12 protein-coding genes are annotated in these 17230 nt (G+C 72.4%); 2 read left to right on the plus strand and 10 right to left on the minus strand.

The window, feature by feature from the left end:
- Positions 1-26: 26 nt before the first annotated feature.
- Positions 27-623: a PaaI family thioesterase gene (locus AC07PU_RS07360; protein WP_093342839.1), complete on the minus strand. Its 597-nt coding sequence runs from the start codon at positions 621-623 to the stop codon at positions 27-29.
- Between the two features lie 601 nt (positions 624-1224).
- On the opposite strand from AC07PU_RS07360, the gene AC07PU_RS07365 reads away from it, so the two are divergent.
- A complete protein-coding gene (locus AC07PU_RS07365) occupies positions 1225-2079 on the plus strand; it encodes a PA4780 family RIO1-like protein kinase (RefSeq protein WP_495316463.1) in 855 nt (284 codons plus the stop codon).
- A gap of 45 nt (positions 2080-2124) precedes the next feature.
- On the plus strand, positions 2125-3051 hold the full coding sequence (locus tag AC07PU_RS07370; protein WP_495316465.1) for an ABC transporter substrate-binding protein: 927 nt from the start codon (positions 2125-2127) through the stop codon (positions 3049-3051).
- A gap of 16 nt (positions 3052-3067) precedes the next feature.
- Here the strand turns inward: AC07PU_RS07370 and AC07PU_RS07375 are convergent, their stop codons facing one another.
- The 9 genes from AC07PU_RS07375 to AC07PU_RS07415 all read right to left on the minus strand — a co-directional run bounded on the left by AC07PU_RS07375 (position 3068) and on the right by AC07PU_RS07415 (position 17113).
- Positions 3068-4336 (minus strand): NUDIX hydrolase, encoded by a 1269-nt coding sequence (locus tag AC07PU_RS07375; protein ID WP_495316467.1) that lies wholly within the window; start codon positions 4334-4336, stop codon positions 3068-3070.
- Between the two features lie 37 nt (positions 4337-4373).
- Positions 4374-5756 (minus strand): cysteine--tRNA ligase, encoded by a 1383-nt coding sequence (gene cysS, locus AC07PU_RS07380; RefSeq protein WP_495316469.1) that lies wholly within the window; start codon positions 5754-5756, stop codon positions 4374-4376.
- A gap of 182 nt (positions 5757-5938) precedes the next feature.
- Positions 5939-6523, minus strand: a complete 585-nt coding sequence (locus AC07PU_RS07385) for a vWA domain-containing protein (protein WP_495317248.1) — start codon at positions 6521-6523, stop codon at positions 5939-5941.
- An 86-nt stretch (positions 6524-6609) separates the two neighbouring features.
- Positions 6610-7701 carry a magnesium chelatase ATPase subunit I gene (locus AC07PU_RS07390; RefSeq protein WP_495316471.1) on the minus strand — a complete coding sequence of 364 codons (1092 nt, stop codon included), beginning with the start codon at positions 7699-7701 and terminating at the stop codon, positions 6610-6612.
- On the minus strand, positions 7698-11513 hold the full coding sequence (cobN, locus tag AC07PU_RS07395) for a cobaltochelatase subunit CobN (RefSeq protein ID WP_495316473.1): 3816 nt from the start codon (positions 11511-11513) through the stop codon (positions 7698-7700). Before cobN ends, AC07PU_RS07390 begins: the two co-directional genes overlap by 4 nt.
- 13 nt (positions 11514-11526) lie before the next feature.
- Entirely contained in the window at positions 11527-12588 is a 1062-nt protein-coding gene (gene cobW, locus AC07PU_RS07400) for a cobalamin biosynthesis protein CobW (protein ID WP_495316475.1), read from the minus strand.
- 11 nt (positions 12589-12599) lie between these two features.
- Entirely contained in the window at positions 12600-13277 is a 678-nt protein-coding gene (locus tag AC07PU_RS07405; RefSeq protein WP_495316477.1) for an energy-coupling factor ABC transporter permease, read from the minus strand.
- 70 nt (positions 13278-13347) lie between these two features.
- Positions 13348-14916, minus strand: coding sequence for a PepSY domain-containing protein (locus tag AC07PU_RS07410; protein WP_495316479.1), 1569 nt, complete (start codon positions 14914-14916; stop codon positions 13348-13350).
- A 1-nt stretch (position 14917) separates the two neighbouring features.
- A complete protein-coding gene (locus AC07PU_RS07415; protein ID WP_495316481.1) occupies positions 14918-17113 on the minus strand; it encodes a TonB-dependent receptor in 2196 nt (731 codons plus the stop codon).
- Positions 17114-17230: the final 117 nt, after the last annotated feature.

Raw genomic sequence — 17230 nt, forward strand, 5'->3', positions numbered from 1 at the left:
AAATCGCCCCGAAGGGCTATGCGCTTCTAGGACGCGGCCGATGTCGAGGGCCGCGATGCCACCGCGGGTGCCTGCGCCTGCGCCGGCGCGCGCATGTCGAACAGCCGGCACTCGGTGGTGGCCTTGGCATACAGCGTGCCGTCCGGACCCACGAGGCTGGCTTCGGCCAGCGCCACGCGGCCTTCGATGCGCGTGACCGTGGCCTCGGCGCGCACGCGCCGCACGTCGAGCGTGAGGCCTTTCAGGTAACGGGTCTCGAGGCTGGCCGTGGTGTAGACCTGCCCCGGCGGCAGCGACGCGAGCACCGCGCAGCCCAGCGCCGAATCGAGGATCGAGGTCATCCAGCCGCCGTGGATGGTGCCCATGGGATTGAGGTACTCGCGCTGCGGCGTGCCCTGGAACACGGCCGAGCCCGGGCGCGCGACGATCGCATAGAAGGTCAGGTGCTTGGCGAACTCCGCATAGGGAAGCTGGCCGTTCATCATCGCGTGCATCACTTCGAGGCCGCTCTTGCCGACGAGCTGCGCGGGCCGTGCCACACCGACACCGGGACCCGAATTAAGCAGTTCGACTACCTCGCGTTCCTCGGAGAGCCACAGGTCCAGTCGTTGTTCAGGCGTCATTTGAAAAGATCTCGAAAGCAATGCGGATCGGATCGGGAGAAGTGGCACGCGACGGTGCTTTCTCATGCATCTTCTTGTCGCGACCAGTTTAGCAATTGCCTGCTGCGAAGACGATGCTTTCAAGCGCCCGCACCACGCATTCCTTGTCGAATCCTTAAGCCGCGTGCGTTAAGTGGCGCTGTCGCGCGCCGAACACAGCGCCGGCCCCGCGCGAACGATGGGCTTCACAGTTCGCGCGCATGCGACTACATTCGCATCCCTCGACAACCACGCACCATAGGAGGTACGCAATGAACAAGCCAGTCCTTGCCCCCACCACCGTCTCGGTGCCTGGCCGCTCGATCGCGTTGCGCACACGCCGCTGATGCCTTCGCCTCGCTGAGCGTCGCAGCCCTCCCGCTGCACGCAAGGCCGCCCCGCCCGAGATTCGCCAAGCCCGCCGCGCGCGCCATCGCGTGCGGCGCCCGGTCTTTCGTTTTCGAATCAAGGTGCCCACACCCATGCTCGATACAGCAGCCGCGCACGCGCGGCATCGTTTCGTTTTTCTCTCGACCGTCCGCATCGCCATCCTTCCCGCCCGCGCAAGGAAGGAGGTGGCCCCATGAAGATCCCGCCCCGACTCCAACCCCTGGTCGACGAAGGCCTGATCGACAGCGTCAGCCGCCAGCTCATGAGCGGCAAGGAGGCGATGGTCTACGTCGTGCACAGCGGCGACGAAGCCCGTTGCGCCAAGGTCTACAAGGAGGCCGACAAGCGCGCCTTCCGGCAAGCGGTGGACTACACCGAGAACCGCAAGATCCGCAACTCGCGCGAGCGCCGCGCCGTCGCCAAGGGCACGCGCTTTGGCCGCCGCATGACCGAGAGCCACTGGCAGAGCGCCGAGGTCGATGCGCTGCACCGGCTGGCCGACGCGGGCGTGCGCGTGCCCGAGCCCTTCGGCTTCTGGGAGGGCGTGCTGCTGATGGAGCTCGTGACCGATGCCGAGGGCGCGGCCGCACCGCGGCTCAACGACGTCGAGTTCACGCCCGACGATGCGCGGCGCCATCACGCCACGCTGGTGCGCGAGGTGATGCGCATGCTGTGCGCGGGCATCGTGCACGGCGACCTCTCGGAGTTCAACGTGCTGCTCGGCGCCGGCGGCCCGGTGATCATCGACCTGCCGCAGGCCGTCGATGCCGCGGGCAACAACCATGCGCAGCGCATGCTGCTGCGCGACGTGGCGAACCTGCGCGAGTTCTTCGGCCGCTTCGCGCCCGAACTGCACGAGACGCGCCATGGCGAGGAGATCTGGCATCTCTACGAGCGCGGCCTGCTGCGGCCCGAGACGCCGCTGAGCGGCGCGCCGCTGCGCGACACCGGGCCGGTCGACCTCGGCGAGGTGCTGCGCGCGGTCAATGACGCGCGCGCCGAGGAGGCGCTTCGGCGCGAGCGGCTGGCGAACCGGGGCGAGCCCTGAGCCCGGCGGCGACAATCGGCGCAGCACCGCCCTCCCTCCTCCACGATGTTCCAGCCCCCCGACCTCGCGCCCTCCCCGCGTCCCGCGCGCCACTTCGCCTCGGCGCTCTCGCTGGCCGCGGCCTTCGCGCTCGGCGGACCGGCGCTGGTCCATGCGGGCGTGCGGCTCGACGACGACCGCGGCAGCGTGCTCGAGCTGCCGGCGCCCGCGCGGCGCATCGTCTCGCTGATGCCCTCGCTGACCGAGACCGTGTGCGCGCTCGATGCCTGCGACCGGCTGGTGGGCATCGACCGCCACGCCAACTGGCCGGTGGCGGTGCAGCGGCTGCCGCAGGTGGGCGGCATCGACGACGCGAACATCGAGCGCATCGTCGCGCTCAAGCCCGACCTCGTGCTGCTGCGCCCGCGCAGCCGTGCCGCCGAACCGCTCGAGCGGCTCGGCATCCGCGTGCTGGCGCTCGATGCCAAGACCCATGCCGACATGCGCCGCGTGATGGAGACCGTGGCGCGCGCCACCGGCCAGCCCGGCAAGGGCGAGGCCTACTGGCGCCGGCTCGATGCCGGTCTCGACGCGGCGCGCGCACGCGTGCCCGCGGGCTGGCAGGGCCGGCGCGTCTACTTCGAGGTGCATGGCGGCATGGCGGCCGCGAGCGAGAGTTCCTTCATCGGCGAGACGCTTGCGCGGCTGGGCCTCGCGAACGCGGTGCCCGGCACACTGGGGCCGTTTCCGAAGATGAGCCCCGAGTTCGTGGTGCGCGCCGACCCCGACGTGCTGATGGTGTCGGCGCTCGGCGAGCTGTCGGCGATGGCCGCGCGGCCCGGCTGGTCGGCGATGAACGCGATCAAGCGCGGCCGCGTCTGCAGCTTCGCGTCGGCGCGCTTCGACCTGATGATGCGGCCCGGTCCGCGGCTGGACGAGGCGGCGGATGCGATCGTCGACTGCCTGGTACGGCTCGGCGATCCGCGCTCCTGAAGACGGCGGGCCGCGCTCAGTCGGGCGCGTGGCACACGACGAAACCGCGCACGGGCGCAATCCATTCGACCGCCGCATCCTCGGGCCATGCCACGGCCGCGCCCTGCGCGCTGCCCGAGAACAGCAGGCGCTCCTCGACCAGCAGGAAGCGCCGCGCGCCGGCCTCGTCGCCGCCCAGCACCCGCAGTGTCGCGCCGCCGAGGTCCAGCGACTCCCCAGTCTTCGGCGCGACCGCACGCGCCTCGGGCCAGCCGGCGGCCGATACCTCGCCGCGCGTGGCCAGCACCCAGCGCACCGGCCCGGGCGCCGCGGCGCGCAGCGCCTCGCCCGGCACCGGATCGATCAGCGCCCACCCTTCGTCGCCCCCCACGAAATGGCTGTGCGTTCCATCGGCGCCCGTCACGCGCCACACGCGCGGCGACAGCCGCATCGAAAGCCCCGCTTCGTGCGCATAGCGCCCGCCGCCCTGCCCGTCGGGATCGATCAGCGCCACCTCGTCGTAGGGCGCCTCGTCCACGTTCACCGGCCGCCGGCCTTCGGGCCCGTCGGCCAGCCGCGGCATGTTGAGCCGCACGCGCGCACGAGCGCGCGCCTGCGCGAGGCAATCGACCACCGAGGCGAAGCCCGCGAGCTCCAGCAGCACGCGCCGCGTCACGTTCATCAGCTTGAGCCCGAGTGCCGGGCTCGCGGCCTCGGCCGGCGGCAGCCAGCGGTGCTCGACGATCTCGAAGCCGTCGACCTGCACCTCCTGCCCCGGGGGCATGGCCGCGACGAAGAAGCGCGTGTCGAAGCGCCGCGGCATGCCGGGCGGCGTCAGCCAGTGGCTGAAATAGGCGAACTGGTCGACCGCGAGCCGCCAGCCCTGGGCGTCGCACAGCGCAAGCAGCGCCTCGGTGCTGTCGGCCACCGCGGCGCGCATCGCGGCCAGCCGCTCGGGATCGACGCGCTCGAGCGCGACCAGCGCGCCGTCGGCGTCGCTCGCGAACAGCACGCCGGCCTCCTCGAAGCATTCGCGCACCGCGGCGGCGTAGTAGTCGAGGCCGCCCGCGGGCAGCGCGAGCCGCGCGCTCGCGGCCGCATCGTCGAGCCCCGCGCAGCGCGTGTGCAGCTCGCGATCGTGCGCGTCGACCACGCCGCCCGGGAACACGCTGGCGCCGCTGTTCTGGTCGTCGGGCTTGTCGGCCCGGCGCAGCATCAGCACCTCGAGGCCGCCGGGCCCGTCGCGCAGCAGGATCAGCGAGGCGGCGGTGCGGATCGGGCGTGGCTTGGGCGGCGTGGCGTTCATGGGAAGCGATTGTCGGTCCGCGGCCGCCGGCCTGCTGTCACGCACGTCCACGGCTGAGCCGGGGGCCGGCCGCGCCGTCCTCGACCTGCCAGCCCTGCGCGCGCAAGTCCTCGCGCAGCCGGTCGGCCCGGGCCCAGTCGCCCGCGGCACGGGCCTCGAACCGCTCGCGCGCCAGGGCCGCGATCGCCTCGGGCACCGCGTCGCCCTCCTCGCGCCAATCGGCCAGCCGCAGCCCCAGCACGGCCTCGAACACATCGACCGTGGCGCGCCGCGTCGCCGCCGGCAGGTCGCTGCGCACCAGCTCCCAGAGCACGGCCAGGCCGCGCGGCAGGTTCAGGTCCTGCTCGACCTCGGCGCGGAAGCGCGCGACGAAGCCCGCGTCGGCCATGCCGCCCTCCGGCCAGCCCGCATAGGCGCGACGCAGGCGGTCGAGCGCCGACTGCGCGCCCGCGATCGCGGCCTCGTTGAAGCGCAGGCTGCTGCGGTAGTGCGCGCCCAGGCACAGGTAGCGGTAGGCCAGCGGATCGATGCCGCGGTCGACCAGCGTCTGCAGCCGCACGAAGTCGCCGTTGGACTTCGACATCTTCAGGTCGTCGTCGAGCGTGAGGAAATAGCCATGCAGCCAGAAGTTGGCGAGCCGCGTGCCGTGGCAGGCCTGGGTCTGCGCGATCTCGTTGCTGTGGTGCACGCCGATGTGGTCCTCGCCGCCGCAGTGGATGTCGAACCAGGGCCCGAGGTAGCGGGCCGACATGGCCGAGCATTCGATGTGCCAGCCCGGGAAGCCGCGGCCCCAGGGGCTGTCCCATTCCATCTGCCGCTGGGCGCCGGGCGGGCTGAACTTCCAGAGCGCGAAGTCGGTGGCCTCGCGCTTGTCGCCCATCGCCACGCGCTGGCCCGCGCGCAGGCCGGCCTTGTCCAGCCGCGCGAGGTGGCCGTAGTCGTCCTGCTTCGAGGTGTCGAAGTAGATGCCGTCGGCGGTGCGGTAGGTGAAGCCCTTGCGCTCGAGCTCGGCGATGAAGGCGAGCTGCTCGGGGATGTGGTCGGTGGCGCGCGGCCATTCGGCGGGCTCGCGCAGGTTCAGCGCGCGCCAGTCGGCGCGGAAGGCGGCGGTGAAACGCTCGGCGATGGCCCAGGCCGATTCGCCCGCGCGCCGGCTGCCCTTCTCCATCTTGTCCTCGCCCTCGTCGGCGTCCGAGACCAGGTGGCCGACGTCGGTGATGTTGACCACGTGCCGCACCTCGTGGCCGCCGAATTCGAGCACGCGGCGCAGCAGGTCCTCGAACACGTAGGTGCGCAGGTTGCCGATGTGGGCATGGTCGTAGACCGTGGGACCGCAGCAGTAGAGCCCCACCGGGCCGGGGCGCAGCGGAACGAAGGGGCGCAGGGAGCGCGACCAGGTGTCGTGGAGGACGAGGGACATGCGTGTGGACTCTCGAGGTCGTTGCAGAAAACAAAAAGGCCACCGGTCTTGCAACGGGTGGCCATCGGGCATGCGGGTTCGCGCGAAGTCGCTCTAGCCGCCATCTCCCCATGGCAGAACGCGACAGCAGGTGCCGGCGAGGTGGAGGGAAGGACGGGTGAGCATGGCCGGCATCCTAGCCGCTAGGCCTGCCGCGGGTCAAACGCGGCCGCGTCGAGGTAGCGCGCGTCCCACGCCGCGGCCAGCGACTGCGCGCGATGCAGCGGCACGCGCGCGGTCTCGAAGCCGACCACGCAGGCCACGTCGGCCGCCCCGGGCCGCGCGGGCGACTCGGCGCTGCGGCCATCGGTCAGCAGCCAGAGCCAGCGCCGCCGATCGGCATGGCGCTCGAGCAGCTCGTCGGCGCGCTGCACGCCGAGCGCCAATGGGGTGCCGCCGCCGGCGCCGATGGGCGCGATCCAGTCGTCGTTCCAGGCACTGGCGCGGCGCGGCGGCAGCCGCAGCTCGACCACCGAGCCCGCGAAGCACAGCAGCGCGACATGGTCGCGGCGGCGGTAGGCCTCGTCCATCAGCGCGAGCAGCAGGCCCTTGGCGCGCGCGAGGCTGCCGTCGTTGCGCATCGAGGCCGAGGCATCGAGCAGGAAGCAGTGCAGCGCGCCCTCGCGCGTCTCGCGCGGGCGGCGGCGCAGGTGCTCGCGGCGCAGCGGGCCGGCGCCGCGCGCGACGAGCGTGCGCGGCCAGTCCAGCGCCGCGTCAGCGGCGGCGATGCCATGCCAGGCTTCGCGGCCCGGTCCCGATGACGCCTGCCTCCGGTCACCCTGGCGCGCGCCAGCGGGTGCGGTGTTCCGGAGGCTCAGGCTTTTTTTGCGAGCGAGGCGGCCGGGATCAGCGGGCGCAGCGGCTTGACGCGGGCGACGCCGACGGGCTCGGGGGGCAGCGCGCCCCAGTCGCCGTCGCCGCCGTCACCGGAATGGGCGCCTTCATCGATAGCGTTTTCACCCTCGGCGGCCGATGGCGGTGGCGCGCTCGACGACTGCGCGGGCGGCGTCGCCTCGACACCCGGCTTGCGCCGATGCAGCAGCACGGCCTCGGCCACGCGCCGCACATGCTGCTCGCCGATGGCCTCGGCGCCTTCGAGCGCGGCCAGCGCGCGCGCCGCGCGCAGCATCACGAGGTCGGCGCGCAGGCCATCGACCTGCGCGGCGATGCACAGCGCACCCACGGCCTCGTGCACCGCATCCCCATACGGCAACGCGGTGGCATCAGCCAGCGTCGCACGGGCGCGCCGCAGCGACGCGGCGAGCTCGGCCTCGGCCGCCGCATGCCGCGCGCGAAAGCCCTCGGGATCGCTGTCGAAGGCCAGCCGCGCGCGCACCACGGCCTGGCGCTCGGACGGGTCCTCGAGGTTGCGCAGCTGCACGCAGAGGCCGAAGCGGTCGAGCAGTTGCGGGCGCAGGCTGCCCTCCTCCGGGTTCATGGTGCCCACGAGCACGAAACGCGCGGCATGGCGGTGCGAGATGCCGTCGCGCTCGACCACGTTGACGCCGCTGGCGGCCGCATCGAGCAGCGAATCGATCAGCGCATCGGGCAGCAGGTTGATCTCGTCGACGTAGAGCACGCCGCCATGGGCGCGCGCGAGCAGGCCCGGCGCGAACTTCAGCGCTTGGCCGGCCAGCGCCTGGCCGAGGTCGAGCGTGCCGACCAGGTGCTCGAGGCTGGCGCCCAGCGGCAGGGTGACGAAGGGCGCGCCGGGCAGCAGCTCGGCCAGCGCGCGCGCGGCCGTGGTCTTGGCGGTGCCGCGCGGGCCCTCGATCAGCACGCCGCCGAGCGCGGGATCGGCCGCGGCCAGCAGCAGCGCCTCGCGCAGCAGCGGCTGGCCGGCGATGGCGGAAAAGGGGAACGACGCCGGCAGCGGCGCGGCCTCGGCATTCGGGTGGGCGGTCATCGCGTGTGTCCTTCCATCCGCTGCTCGTGCGCGAGCAGCAGGTTCTCGATGCGTTCGCGGTAGTCGCCGGGCGACTGCCAGAGGCCGCGCTGCATGGCCTCGAGCAGGCGGCTCAGCATGTCGTGCAGCGCGCGTGGATTGTGCGTGTCGACGAAATCTCGGTTATCGGCGTCGAGCACGTAGGCGTCGGCCACCATCGCGTACTGGTGGTCGCCGACCACGCGCGCGGTGGCGTCGAAGCCGAACAGGTAGTCGACCGTAGCCGCCATCTCGAAGGCGCCCTTGTAGCCATGGCGGCGCGCGCCCGCGATCCACTTGGGATTGACCACGCGCGCGCGCACCACGCGGCCGATCTCCTCCTTGAGCGTGCGCACGCGCGGTGCATGCGGATTGCCATGGTCGCCGTGGTACATGGCCGGCTGGTGCCCGCTCAGGTGGCGCACGGCGGCGGCCATGCCGCCCTGGAACTGGTAGTAGTCGTTCGAGTCGAGCAGGTCGTGCTCGCGGCTGTTCTGGTTCTGCAGCACCACGTTCATTTCGCCGAGCCGCCGCACCAGTGCCTCGGTGGCGGGCACGCCGTCGCTGTCCTGCCCGTAGGCATGGGCGCTGCCGCCGACATAGGCGCCGGCGAGGTCGTCGTCGCTCTGCCAGTCGCCGCTGTCGAACAGCGGCTGCAGGCCCGAGCCGTAGTGGCCGGGCGCCGAGCCGAACACGCGCCAGCCGGCCTGGGTGCGCGCGGCCTCGGCCGGCAGGCCGCCGGCCTCGAGCGCCGCGGCCTCGCGCAGGATGCGCGCGCGGATCGGGTTGCGTTCGGCATCCTCGTCCTCCTGCGCGGCCACGGCCTGCACGGCCGCGTCGAACATCTGCACCGCGGCCGGGAAGGCATCGCGGAAGAAGCCCGAGATGCGCAAGGTGACGTCGATGCGCGGACGCCCGAGGCCGACCGTGGGCAGCACCTCGAAGTCGACCACGCGCTGACTGCCCGCGGCCCACTTCGGCCGCACGCCGATCAGCGCGAAGGCCTGCGCGAGGTCGTCGCCGCCGGTGCGCATGGTGGCCGTGCCCCAGACCGACAGGCCGATGCCCGCGGGATAGTCGCCATGCTCCTGCAGGTGGCGCTCGACCAGCTGGGCGGCCGACTTGAGGCCCAGCATCCAGGCGGTGGGGGTGGGAATGGCGCGCGTGTCGACCGCGTAGAAGTTGCGCCCGGTCGGCAGCACGTCGGGCCGGCCGCGCGAGGGCGAGCCGCTGGGCCCGGGCGGCACGAAGCGGCCCCGCAGCGCGCGCGACAGCTGCAGCAGCTCCTGCGCGCCGCAGGCATCGAGCGCGGGCGCGAGCCGCTCGGCGATGCGTCCCAGCACGGCGGCGGTGCGCGGCATGCCGGCCGGGCATTCGCCCGCTTCGACAAGCCGCGTCGCCAGCAGCTCGAGCCGCTCGCGCGTATCGCCCTGGTGGCGCCAGGGGTCGTCGCTCACCGCTTGCAGCAGCGCGGGCCGCGCGCCCTGCCAGGGCGTCGCGGGCTCGATGTCGAGCGGATCGAAGTGCTCGCCGGGCAGCAAGTCGTGCGACAGCGCACCCAGCAGGCCCGCATCGGCGCCGCTGCCGTCGCCCGCCGGATAGCGCGCCAGCGCCAGCAGCGTGTCGCGCCGCAGCCGGCCCTCGGGCGAGGCGCCGAACACGTGCAGGCCGTCGCGGATCTGGGTTTCCTTGAGCTCGCAGAGGTAGGCATCGACGCGCGCGAGCACGGCATCGTCCTCGGCGCCCGCCGCGTCGAGCTCGTCGACCAGGTGCTGGGCGCGCACGGCCGCGAGGATCTGCGCGCGCAGCACGCGCGCGCGGCGCGCATCGACCAGCAGCGCGTCGTAGTACTCGTCGACCTGGCGCTCGAGGTCCTGCATCGGGCCGTGGTTCTCGGCGCGCGTGAGCGGCGGCATCAGGTGGTCGACGATCACGGCCTGGGTGCGGCGCTTGGCCTGCGCGCCCTCGCCCGGGTCGTTGACGATGAAGGGATAGACGTTGGGCAGCGGCCCGAGCACCGCGTCGGGCCAGCAGGCCTGCGTCAACGCGATGCTCTTGCCCGGCAGCCATTCGAGGTTGCCGTGCTTGCCGACGTGCACCACCGCGTCGATGCCGAACGCATCGCGCAGCCAGAAGTAGAAGGCCAGGTAGCCGTGCGGCGGCACGGCCTCGGCGTCGTGGTAGCTCGCATAGTCCTGCGAGCCCGAGAGGTTCAGCGCGCGCGCGGGCTGGATGCCGACGAAGACCTGGCCCAGCCGCAGGCCCGCGATCATGAAGCGGCCCTGGCGCAGCATCGGATCCTGCTCGGGCGGGCCCCAGCGTTCGTCGATGGCCGCGGCCATGCCTTCGGGCAGCGCGGCCAGGCGCGCGCGGTAGTCGGCCAGCGCGTAGCTCTGCCAGGCGGGCCGCGCGGGCCATTCGCGCGGGTCGTTGGCGATGCCCTGCTGCAGGGTCTGCATCAGGCTGTCGCCATCGGCCGGCAGCGCCTTCGGATCGCCGAGCGCATAGCCTTCGGTGCGCAGCGTTCCGAGGATCGCGATCACCGAGGCCGGCGTGTCGAGCCCCACGCCGCTGCCGATGCGCCCCTCGCTGCCCGGGTAGTTGGCGAGCACCAGCGCGAGCCGCTTGTCGGCCGCCGGCAGGCTGCGCAGGCGGCACCAGCGGCGCGCGAGCTCGGCCACGAAGGCGATGCGGTCGGGCTCGGCGCGGTAGCCCACCACCTCGGTCTGGGTCAGCTCGCAGCGATGCAGCAGGCCCTTGAAGCTCACGGCGCGCGTGACGATGCGGCCGTCCATCTCGGGCAGTGCGACCTGCATCGCGATGTCGCGCGGCCGCAGGCCCTGGCTGTCGGCCAGCCAGTCCTCGCGGTTGCCGCCGCTCACGATCACCTGCAGCACGGGCGCGTCACCGGCCAGCGTTGGTGGTTCGCCGCCCTCGCCGCCGTCGTGCCCCAGCGCCGCGAAGGCGGTGGTGTTGAGCACCAGCTGCACCGCATGCGTGGCGCAGAGTTCGCGCAGCGCCGACAGGCACAGCGGGTCCTTGAGCGAATCGAGCGCCAGCGGCAGCGGGTTCAGGCCCTCGGCCGACAGCGCCTCGGCCAGCGCATCGAAGGCGGCCGTGTTGCCCGACAGCAGGTGCGAGCGGTAAAACACCAGCGCCACCACCGGCGCGCCGGGCCGCCAGCGCGCGCGCAGGTCGTCGATGCCGGGCACGGCCGAAGTGGCGGGCAGCCCCGGCACATGCAGCGCCACCTGCGGCAGGCTGCGCGGCGGCAGCGGCTCCTCGCCATGGCGCAGGCCATGGAAGGCCACCGCGCGCAGGAACTGCAGCGCATTGGCCGGCCCGCCCGCGCGCAGGTACTGCCACAGCCGGTGGCAGACGGCGCGCGGCGCGGTGCTGCGCGCGAGCAGGTCCTCGTCCTCCTGCAGGTCGCCCGAGAAGATGGCGAGCTGCTGGCCGTGCCGGCGCGCGAGCTTCTCGAGCTGCTGCAGGCCGTAGGGCCAGGCCGAGGCCGCGCCCAGGTGGTCGACCACCACCACGCGCGCATGCCGCAGCACCTCGTCGGCATAGAGGTCGAACGAGGCCGGCTGGCGCAGGTACATGAGGTTGGCCAGCCGCAGCGAGGGATAGCCGGGATCGCTGGCCGCGAGCGCGCCGCGCGCGGCCGACAGCAGGGCCAGCGTGGTGTCGGCCGAACTGAGCACCACGATCTCGCCCGGCGTCTGGTCGAGCCGGGTGACGACGCCCGGGTCGTCCTCGACGAAGCGTCCGGGCTGGGTGCTCAGCAGGTGCATGGAGCGGGTGCGCTCAGGCCGGCAGCGCCGCGCCCTCGAGCACCTCGCGCAGCGCGGCCTCGTCGAGGTCCTCGCCGATGAAGACCAGCTGCGTGCGCGGCGCCTCGCCGTCGCGCCAGCGGCGGTCGAAGTGGTGGTCGAAGCGCCGGCCCACGCCCTGCACCAGCAGGCGCATCGGCTTGCCCGGCACGGCGACGAAGCCCTTGACGCGGTAGATGGTGTGGCGCTCGACCAGCGCGGCCAGCGCGGCCAGCAGCCGCTCGCGGTCCATCGCAGGCAGGTCGATCACCAGCGAGTCGAACTCGTCGTGGTCGTGGTCTTCCTCGTGGTCGTGGTGGCTCTCGCGCAGGTGGATGGTGGTCTCGGCGGCGCGGCCCTGGCCCAGCAGCAGCGCGAGCGGCAGCTTGCCCTCGGTGGCCGTCACGATCTTGACCTCGGGCGGCAGTTCCTCGCGCACCAGCGCCTCGACGCGCGCGCGCGCGGCTTCGTCGAGCAGGTCGGCCTTGTTGAGCACCACCAGGTCGGCGGCCGAGAGCTGGTCCTCGAACAGCTCGTGCAGCGGCGACTCGTGGTCGAGGTTGGGATCGGCGCGGCGCTGCGCGTCGACCGCCATCGGGTTCTCGGCGAACTGGCCCGCCGCGGCGGCCGGGCCGTCGACCACGGTCACGACCGAGTCGACGGTGAAGACGTTGGCGATGTCGGGCCACTGGAAGGCCTGCACCAGCGGCTTGGGCAGCGCCAGGCCCGAGGTCTCGATCAGCACGGCGTCGAGCTGGTCGCGGCGCTCGGCGAGCTGCAGCATCACGGGCAGGAATTCCTCCTGCACGGTGCAGCAGACGCAGCCGTTGGCGAGTTCGTAGAGCGCGCCCTCGCGCTCGTTGCCCTCGTCGTCGCAGCCGATGCCGCAACCGCGCAGGATCTCGCCGTCGATGCCGAGCTCGCCGAACTCGTTGACGATCACCGCGATGCGGCGGCCCTCGGCGTTGCCGAGGATGTGGCGCATCAAGGTGGTCTTGCCGCTGCCGAGGAAGCCCGTGACGATGGTGACGGGGATTTTTGCGTTGCTGGTGGTCATGGAGATTTCTTTCAGGCGCCGGTGTAGAGGCGACGTTCGACGAAGGCCGAGCCCTGGAGCCGGCGCCAGGCCTTGGCACCGGCGAGCACGCCGAGGTCGACCAGCGGCTCGACCAGCACCACCGTCATGTAGGCGGCGCCGAAGCTGGCGATCTCGCCGAGGTTCGCGAGCCCGGTGCCGCGGCCGTAGAGCGCCCAGAAGCCGACCCACACCACGATGCCGCCCTGGTAGGCCACCGACAGCTTGAAGGCCTCGCGATAGCCGATGTCCACGTAGGCCAGCTTCTCGGGAATGATGCGGCGCGCGAGCACGGCCGTGGCGAACAGCGGCACCAGCAGGGTCGTGACGTTCATGCCGTACTGCGGCAGGTCCTGCGGCTCGAAGAACAGGCCCTGCACCAGCAGTCCGCCCGCCAGGCCGATGGCCGCGGGCGCGAGCCCGAACACCAGCAGCAGGGTGGTGCCGAGGATCAGGTGCACCTCCGACACGCCCACCGGGTGGTGCGGCAGCACCTCGAAGAAGCAGAACACCAGCGCCACGGCGATCGCCGAGCGCAATGCCAGGGCGGCCAGGCCGTCCTTCAGCAGGGTGTCGAAAGCCACCTTGCCCGTGTAGGCGAGCGCCGCGGCGCCGGTGGCATAGCTCAGAAAGATCTTGGTTCCGTCGACGAGACCGGGTTCGATGTGCATGGGACAGCTCCTGAATGGCACCGCAGTGCGAAAGTGGATTGGATCATGGACCCGCGATGGCAGGTCCGCGTCATGAACGTTGCGACAGGCGCCGCGCGAGCGTCACGGTGGGAGAACGCGAGCGCGGCCGCAGCCGGCGCCAGCCGATCACCACGCCGCTGGCCGAGGCCACGGCGCCGACGATCGACAGCAGCCACACCACCAGGTCCCAGGCCGGCCGGTACTGGATCAGCCAGGGGAAGTCGAGGCTGTGGGCCGCATTGAAGAGCCAGCGCCGCAGCCGCGCATTGCGGTCACTGCTGCCGGCCAGCTGGCCATTGGCCGGGTCGATGTAGAGCCGGGTGCGCGCGGGATCGTCGAACTCGAGGCGCCAGACCGGCAGCACGCGCTCGCGGTGGTGGCCGTACCAGTGGAAGTCGTAGGCGGTCTGCAGCACGGCCTCGCTCACCGTGGCGCCGGGGCGCAGCCGGGCGGCCGCGCGCACGATGTCCTCGCGCGCGATCGAGGCCGGCGCGCCGCTCGCGGCATCGACCACGCGCACGCGTGCCTTCGCATCGCGCAGCTGCAGCAGCGGCCGGCCGTCGAACCATTGCAGCAGCGCCTCGCGCGGCGCCGCGGCGCCCTCGCCCGCCGGCGGCGTGGCGGGCGGCCACGGAAAGGCCGATACATCGCCACCGGTGTAGCGCGCCATCGCGGCCACGTCGACCGGGTTGCGCTCGAACCAGCGGTTCGGGTTCATCGAGAGCCAGCCGCTCACGATCCAGGTCAGCACGAAGAAGCCGCCGACCAGGCCCGCGATGTGGTGCCAGGCCATCCAGCCGGTGTAGGGCGTGACGGACCCGTTGCGGAAGCGCCGGCGCAGCCGGAGGCGCAGGATGCCGATCACGATGCCGGTCACGGCCGAGACGATGCAGGCGGCCGAGAGCCACACCACCACGTCGTGCCACAGCGGCGGATCGGCGCGCAGCGGCGTGAAGTAGATCCAGTGCGGCACCGAGCCGAGCCAGTTCCAGAAGCGCTCGGAGCGCGTGGTGTCGCGCACCACCTCGCCGGTGCGCGCCGACACGTAGAGCTCGGTGCCCGCCGCGTCGTTGAGTTCGATGCGGTGCAGCGGGCGCAGCGGATTCAGGCCCTGCGGCACGGTCCACTGGTCGCGCTCGAGCGTCTCGGCCCAGCGCGCGCCGGGCTGGCCCGAGAAGTCGCGCGCCACGGCCTCGGCCTGCGCGGCGTCGGTGCCGGCCAGCAGCCGGCCATCGCGCGCCGACACCGCATGGCGACCGCCGCGCGCATCGACGATGCGCCACACCGGCTGCGGCTGCGCGCCGCCCTGCATCTCGAGCGCGACGCGGCGCGGCGGCTGCTGGCGCGCTGCTTCGGGCAGGGCCTCGAGCGCGGCCACGGGCGAGACCCGGGCCCGCCCGACGTCGAGCGCGCGCAGGCCCGCGAGCCGCTCGGCCTCGGTGAGCGTGGGATAGCCCACGTACATCATCACCACGCCCGAGACGAACCACATGACGAACAGCAGGCAGCCGCCGATGCCGAGCCAGCGGTGGGTCCAGTAGAGCCAGTGGCGCACGAGCGGCCACGCGCGCTGCCAGGCAGTGCGGTCGGCGCGGGCGCGGCGCGCGGCGTGCGTCATCTCAGAAGTTCACCAGCGCCGACAGCTCGAAGGAGCGCGGACGGCCCAGCAGCCACTGGTTGCCGCTGTTCGAGAACGACAGCGGATAGCGGCGGTCGCCGAGGTTGTAGCCGCGCAGCGCGAGCTTGAGCGACTTGTTGGCCTGCCAGCTCACCGAGGCGTCGGCCACGGTGTAGGAGCCGATCTTGCGCGAGTTGGCCGCGTCGACCTGGCGCGAGCCGACATAGCGCACGCCGAACTCGGCCTCCCACTGCGGCAGGAAATGCCAGTGCAGGAACAGGTTGGCCGCTTCCTCGGGCACGCCGAACGGCGTGTTGCCGGCGCGCGAGACCAGCCGGCCGCTCACGACCTCGTTGAAGTCGTCGTAGCGCGCGCGCAGCTTGGCCGCATTGGCCTCGAGCCGCAGCGTCGGGGTCAGCGCGAGGTCGAGCGTGGCCTCGATGCCCTCGGACGACTGCTTGCCGACCTGCTGCGAGACGGTGGGGTTGTTCTGGTCGCGCGACAGCAGCTTCTTCTTCTCGATGCGGTAGGCGGCCACGGTCCAGGCGCCGCGGTTGTCGGCCAGCTGGCGCTTGTAGCCGACCTCGACCTGGTTGCCGGTGCTGAGGTCGAACGGCGCCTGCGTGGTCGAGGTGCTGATCAGCGAGGTCAGCGGGTCGGCCGCGTGCGCCAGCTGCGCATAGAAGGACTGCGAGGCATCGGGCGCATACACCGCGCCGATGCGGCCGGTGGCGTACTCGAAGGTCTTCGTGAGGCTGTTGGCCGCGTTGGCCAGGTCGGTGCGCGCCACCTTCGCATGGTCCCAGCGCAGGCTGGTGACCAGCGACCAGCGCTCGTCGAAGGCCAGCTTGTCCTCGGCGAACACGGCATAGGTGCTGGTGCGGGTCCGGTAGCGCGGCAGGTAGGGCGACGGCGACTGGTAGTAGCCGGGCAGGAAGACGAAGGGGTCGACCACCGAGCGACCGCCGTAGGGCGAGTCGCTCGAGTTCAGGAAGTCGATGCGGTTCACGTCGAAGCCCACCAGCACCTGGTTTTTCATGCCGAACAGTTCATGGCGGAAGGTGGCGTCGGTGCGGTTGCCGACCTGCTCCTGGTCGTGGCCGATCTCGAGGTAGTCGCCGCGCGTCACGCGGCGCGTGGCGGCATTGAAGGTATAGGTCTCGCTGTTGCGCCAGTGGCGCTGGCTCGCGAGCCGGTAGAGCTGGTTGTGCACGGTGACGGCATCGCTGGGCGTCCAGAGCGCGTCGAGGCGGGTCCACTTGTCGTCGTACTTGAGCTCGGCGTCGTCGACGTTGTAGTTCTGGCGCAGGGTCCGGCTGTCGAGGCGCCCGTCGATCAGCGGTACGCCCTGGTAGCGCTGCGGCGACTGGCGGCCCTCGTCGTGCGACAGGGTGAACTGCAGCTCGGGCGAGACGTCCAGCCGCAGCGCACCACCGACGGCCAGGCTCTCGCCCTCGCCGCGCGCCATGAAGCCGTGGGTGGCGCGGTGGCTGATGTCGAAGCGGTACGAAAGCTTGTCGTTGATCGCGCCGCCGCTGCCGAAGGCGGCCTGGCGCGTGGCGTCGGAGCCGTAGCTCAGCAGCGCCTCGTTGTGGATCGGTCCGCGCGTGGGCTTCTTGGGCACCACGTTGATCGCGCCGCCGATCGCGCCTTCGCCGTACATGACAGAGGCCGCGCCGCGCAGCACCTCGATGCGGTCGACCGACCAGGTGTCGAACGGGAAGGTGACGGTGCCCGCGCCCGCGAACAGCCGCGTACCGTCGAACAGCTGCATCACCGAGCCATGGCCCGAGAAGCCGCGCGCGGCCATCGAGGTGCTGCCGTTGCCCGGCGCGGGCGCCCCCGTGATGCCGGTGGCGCGGGTGGCGGCGTCGATGACGGAGACGTCGCCGCGCGCGCGGATGGTCTCGCCGGTCAGCACCTCGATGCTGGCGGGCGTCTCGAGCGGCGTGAGGCCGAGGCGGCTGCCGGTCTGCGTGGGCTCGGCGAGCGACAGCGCGGTCTGGGCACCGGCCTCGACCTGCACCGGCGGCAGGCTGGTGGCGGCCTGCTGCGCGAAGCCGCTGCCGGCGCCGAAGGCCAGGCCGATGGCGGCGGACATGCCGCCGAGGCGGCGGGCGGCGGGGCGACCCCGGTGGCGGTGCGGGCGGCGGCCGGCCGCGCCCGTGCGATCGCCCGACGGCGATGCGTGATCCATGTGACTTCTCCTCCGACCCGCGTCCCCGCAGGTTCTCTGACCGAACGTGGACACGGCGGGAAGTCGATCGATGGCCGGGACCGGCGGCGGGAAAAGCAAGCGCTTCGCCGGCCGGCG

This window comes from Variovorax sp. GW821-FHT10D07 (assembly GCF_059415325.1).